A 4,919-nucleotide genomic window follows, 5' to 3' on the forward strand; every position below is an offset into this window, starting at 1 on the left:
CTGGGCTATCACGGCCGGGAACAACTCGGCCACCGGCGTGCCGTAGGAGAAGTTGGGAATCTGCAATCCGAGTCGAATCGTCACCTCGGATGCAACGGCGCGGAACCGGCATCACATTCCTGCGGCGGGCAGATTCGACGGCCCCACGAGTGCTCACCTACATACGCTCTGGGGCCAGAAGGCGTTTCTAGTTGCGCGCTCGCGGCCCGCAGAAACGATCACGGTGAACGCATCTGCGGCATCTCTTCATCATCGAGCGTGAGCTGAGCGCGAGATTTAGGTGCTTTTTTCGCGCTGAACGCACGCTCGACGGTTCGCACCTCCGACCAACAAAACACCCCCGGTCTTTTGACCAGGGGTGCTTCGTCAGAAACGATCTAGTGCGCGTGGCCGTGATGGCCGTGGCCGTGGCCATCATCAGCCGGCTCTTCGGGCTTGTCGACGACGGCCGTCTCGGTGGTCTAGATTTAAGCCATGCTGAAGCAGGGGAAACGAGCACTTGTGGTTACTCGCCTCTCTCGAGTAACCGAGGCCACCACCTCCCCCGAACGGCAGCTTGCCATTTGCCGTGAGCTGATCGCACAGCGCGGGTACGACGAAATCGGAGTCGCCGAAGACTTGGACGTGTCCGGCTCAGTCGATCCATTCGACCGCAAAAAGCGGCCCCAACTGGCCAATTGGTTGCGTGAGCGCAGCGACGAGTTCGACGTCCTGATCTCGTACCGGGTTGACAGGTTCACCCGGTCGCTGCGGCATCTCCAAGAGCTTGTGTATTGGTGCGACGACCATGGCAAGACCCTCGTGTCGGCTACCGAACAGCACTTCGATACCACGACACCATTCGCCGGGGTCGTTATTGCGCTCATGGGCACCGTCGCTCAGATGGAGCTTGAGGCGATCTCAGAGCGCAATGCCTCCACGGCCCGTCACAACATCCGGGCGGGTAGGTACCGGGGGTCGCAACCCCCGTGGGGGTACCGACCCGAGAAGGTCGACGGTGACTGGCGATTGGTCCAGGACGACGAACAGGTGAAGGTGATCCATGAGGTTGCCCGTCGAGCAGTCGACGGAGAGCCCCTACAACGGATTGCCCACGATCTGACCCGTCGCGGTGTCCTCACCCCGAAAGATCACACCCTTCGACGGCAAGGCAAGCCAACGAAGGGAACTGCGTGGAGCGTGACCCCGCTCAAGCGGTCACTCCTTAGTGAGGCAATGCTCGGACGAGTAACCGGCGCCAACGGCAAGCCGATCCGTGGTGACGACGGCTCCCCTATCGTCCGTGCTGAGCCGATCTTGGCTCGCGAGATGTTCGAGCGGCTACGGGTTGAACTGGTCAGCAGATCCAAACGTGGTGAGCCGACCGAGCGCTCTTCGTCGCTGCTCCTGCGTGTCCTCCACTGCGGGATTTGTCAAAAGCCCGCGTACAAGTTCAACGGCGGTAGCCATAGCCAGTATCCCCGCTACCGGTGCCAGTCGATGACTCAAGCCGTCAAGTGCGGTAACAAGACGATTCGCGCGGACGAAATCGATGCGCTAGTAGATCGTTCGATCGTTACGTTGCTCGGTGAGTCCGAAAGGCTTGAGCGTGTATGGGATTCAGGCTCTGACAACTCAGCAGAGTTAGAGGAGATCAACGCCGAACTGGTGGAAGTGACGGGCTTCATCGGAACCCCCACGTTCCGCACTGGGACACCTCAATACGACGCTCTGATGGCTCGCATCGAGACGCTTGTAGCCCGCCAGGAGAAGCTATCCGCCGACGAGGTGAAACCCTCAGGATGGACGTGGCAGCCGACGGGCGAGAGGTTCGGCGACTGGTGGGAAACCCAGGACGTGACCGCGAGGAACGTCTGGCTCCGAACGATGAACGTGAGAGCCGAGTTCAGCCGTGGGGGAACCAATTTGGACCTTGGAGACCTCGGCACGCTCACGCAGCAGATGAACGCCCGCGGAGCTGCGGCTCAATGGCAGGAGATCTTCGAAGCCATGGGAAAGAACGGGGTAGCGGGTATGGAGCTGAGCGGCGACGGCGTGGTGATTGTCGGCCCCGACGGGCAGAGGTCACACACTCTCGACCTAGCGTCGGGTTCCCGACCGCCGAACAGCTGAGCGTCGAATAGTTCCAGTTCCTAGCGCAGAGGTCATCGGCCACAACTGCCGGGTTGTCTGGAAACCAGTTCTCCGGCCAAGGCCCGCCTGCTCCTGTCTTTCGTCCACGCATGCTAGGCACAGGATGCGCCTGAGCGATTCCAAAGGGAGCCGACAGGAGGGGACCTGTCCCCCGGACTGCTAATTTCGCAAGCGCTGGTCGTTTGTCACGACGGCACGCGTAAAGGGGTGGGTCTTTATGACGACTACTGATGGCGGTACAAACGCTGCGTACGGTTTCAACTTTCAGTTCGTGACGACGGCCGAGTACTTCTTGCGGTTCCTACGCGAGAATCTCGACAAGGTCGGCACCATAGCCCTGCACATCGAATCCGCCTCCCTAGGCGCTTCGCAACAGCACGACGACATCGTTGACTTCGCCATCGAGGTGGACGAAGCGATTGACACACGGGCGCAAGTGAAGTCGTCGCGCGTGGGACGGGAACTGATTCCCTCCGAAGCCAAGGAGGTGTTCGAAAAACTCAACGACGGAAAAGTGCCCAACGTCCGACTGAATACAAACAGGCCGTTGTCTGAAAAGCTGAGGGAGGCATGCCGAGTCGCTGGTGAAGACGGCCAGATCATCGAATACGCCGCAAATGAAGGCGAAAACCTTCGCCCAGGCAGTGAAACCATCACGGTCGATTCGAGGACCATTGGTGAATTGACCGATTCTGTTGTCGAACTTGTGAGGCAGTTTCGAGCGGAAAATGGTAAGAGTCAGGGCCGCGTGAGCTGCCGAATTGTGGCAGTGGTTCTTCTTCACAAGATCTTCAGCGCCGCAGCTGGTGAAGCCAAGCGCCGGCTAACTGCTCTTGAAGTCATCGAGGCAATGTCGATGCCTGATCGAGAAATTGCTGAGGCGGCAGGTGCTTTCGACTGGGGAGTGCCTGTAGCCGGGATTCCTACGTTCCAAGCGACGGTCCCCCGGCTCACGCTTCTGGAGCAACTCAACACGACTCTTCAGCAGAGGATGCAGGATCCGGATGGGCGCATTCCTTCAGTCGCGATCTTGGCGGGACGGACCGGCAACGGGAAATCCGCTCTGGCTGCGGACTTTTGCCATATCAAACACAACGGATACAGCGAAATTATGTGGATCGATTCGCGGACTCCATCGATCACGGCTGCACGGGTACGCTCGCTCACCCACGACCTGACCGGAAAGACCTTCGGGGAAGGCGCAGATGCGTCGGCGGACTTCGTGGGGGCGCTCGCAGCTCATCCTGGCCCCTGGTTGGTGGTGTTCGACAACGCGCCGTCCATGCTCGCGTTGCAAAAGTACATGCCGACCACGGGAAACGGCTCAGTCGTGATCACCACGACAAACAGCACCGGTAGTTGGTTTTCCGGGGCGCAGATGCTGCCGGTAGGAGAGTTTTCCCCGGAAGAAGCAATTGCCTGCTTCGCAAATTACGCAGATCTTCCGGATGGGTACGATAAGGATCTGGTTGGAGAAATCGTCTCACGGTTGGGCCTAATCCCACTGGCAGTGAGTATGGCTGGAGTGTATTTCCGTAATGCCGAGGGAACGCTAAACGATCTGTCAAACAGCTACTTCGAGAAACTCGATGCGCTCGACGATATGCGAGCCATACCCGCAGGCTTCGACCGCACCGCTTTTCAAGCCATCAAGTTGGCGGTCAAGAACCTGGGCCAGGGTTTAGTCTCCGCGGACGAACGTCGACAAGCCGAAGCCGTTCTTTATCATGGCGCTCTTCTCGCGCCTGAGTTGTTGCCACTCAACTTCATAATTTCATCAACTCCAAATTCGAGAAATATTGATCTCAGCAAGCTGCCGGGGCCCACAGTCGTCGATCAACGGGTATCGCGGAGCGTAATCTCTACCCTCCGTACGCAAAGCATCGCCCAACGAGCTATGAATTTGGACGCGTCAGGAAATCAAAATGCCGCCAGTGAAACTATCGCGATACACCCGCTAGTACACGAAATTCTCCGACTCACCTACTTGGAAGCCGTACCACCAGGTGTCTTACAAGAGCAGGCCCTGATGATTATGTACAACCTTCTCGGGTGGATCGACGGGATGCGGAACGCGTTTGAATTCTTCGCTGTCGATCAGCTCCTCTTACACGCAACTTCCCTGCTCGAACTTCTCGACTCACAAGAACCTTTGACGAGTCTCAGTGAGCGGCATCGTAGAAATTTCGGATATTGCCGCGCGATGTTAATGCTGGAGATCGGAAGGTGCTATCTGGCGCGTGGTGACATGACCGGCTCGATCGAAATGTCGAAGGCTGCGGTTGACGGCATGGACTTGCTGCCGAAAACTCCGGTCACGGAATTCCTTATGCTGCAGGCGTTGTCGTCGGTTCTGGTAGACCTGTCGTCCGCGGGAGAGTCAGTCGGATACGTCGCCCCGTTCGCTCAAATGAACCTCGCGCTACTGCTCAGCGTGGATCTCGACAAGAGCACCGAAACCTTTCGAGGTTTCATATTCGAGACGGCCAAGCTGGTCCGCACACATCTGAGAAACCGAGACGAGTACACGGCTAACGCATCGATTCAGATTGTCATTGATGAGTTGAACAAGCTCATCGAACGGGACGCAAGCGGCACCGTGAGCGCTCACGATCTGATGGACCAGGTCAACGGCTTCATCAGCAGTGGTCAGTACCGAGAGGCTCTGATAATGATGCCTGCGCTTGAGCAGGACGCCAACGAGTACGACAAGATCACCATGCGCTGCCTCCGCGTCTACCTGGAGGTATATGCCGGAGAGTTCGAGTCTGCTGAAAGCGGAATTG

At 58.1% G+C, this 4,919-nt stretch carries 3 protein-coding genes; 2 read left to right on the forward strand and 1 reads right to left on the reverse strand.

What is annotated here, in order from left to right; genetic code table 11:
• On the reverse strand, positions 1-84 hold an 84-nt coding region (locus A5663_RS23460), incomplete at its 3' end, for a hypothetical protein (protein ID WP_231976665.1).
• Between the two features lie 390 nt (positions 85-474).
• On the opposite strand from A5663_RS23460, the gene A5663_RS03270 reads away from it, so the two are divergent.
• Both A5663_RS03270 and A5663_RS23465 read left to right on the forward strand, forming a co-directional pair.
• Complete coding sequence (locus tag A5663_RS03270; RefSeq protein ID WP_068143844.1) at positions 475-2,112, forward strand: recombinase family protein; 1,638 nt, start codon at positions 475-477, stop codon at positions 2,110-2,112.
• A gap of 238 nt (positions 2,113-2,350) precedes the next feature.
• Positions 2,351-4,919 (forward strand): hypothetical protein (locus A5663_RS23465; RefSeq protein WP_231976664.1); only part of this gene is annotated, 2,569 nt, incomplete at its 3' end.

It is taken from the genome of Mycobacterium sp. E740 (assembly GCF_001672895.1).
Taxonomy (GTDB): domain Bacteria; phylum Actinomycetota; class Actinomycetes; order Mycobacteriales; family Mycobacteriaceae; genus Mycobacterium.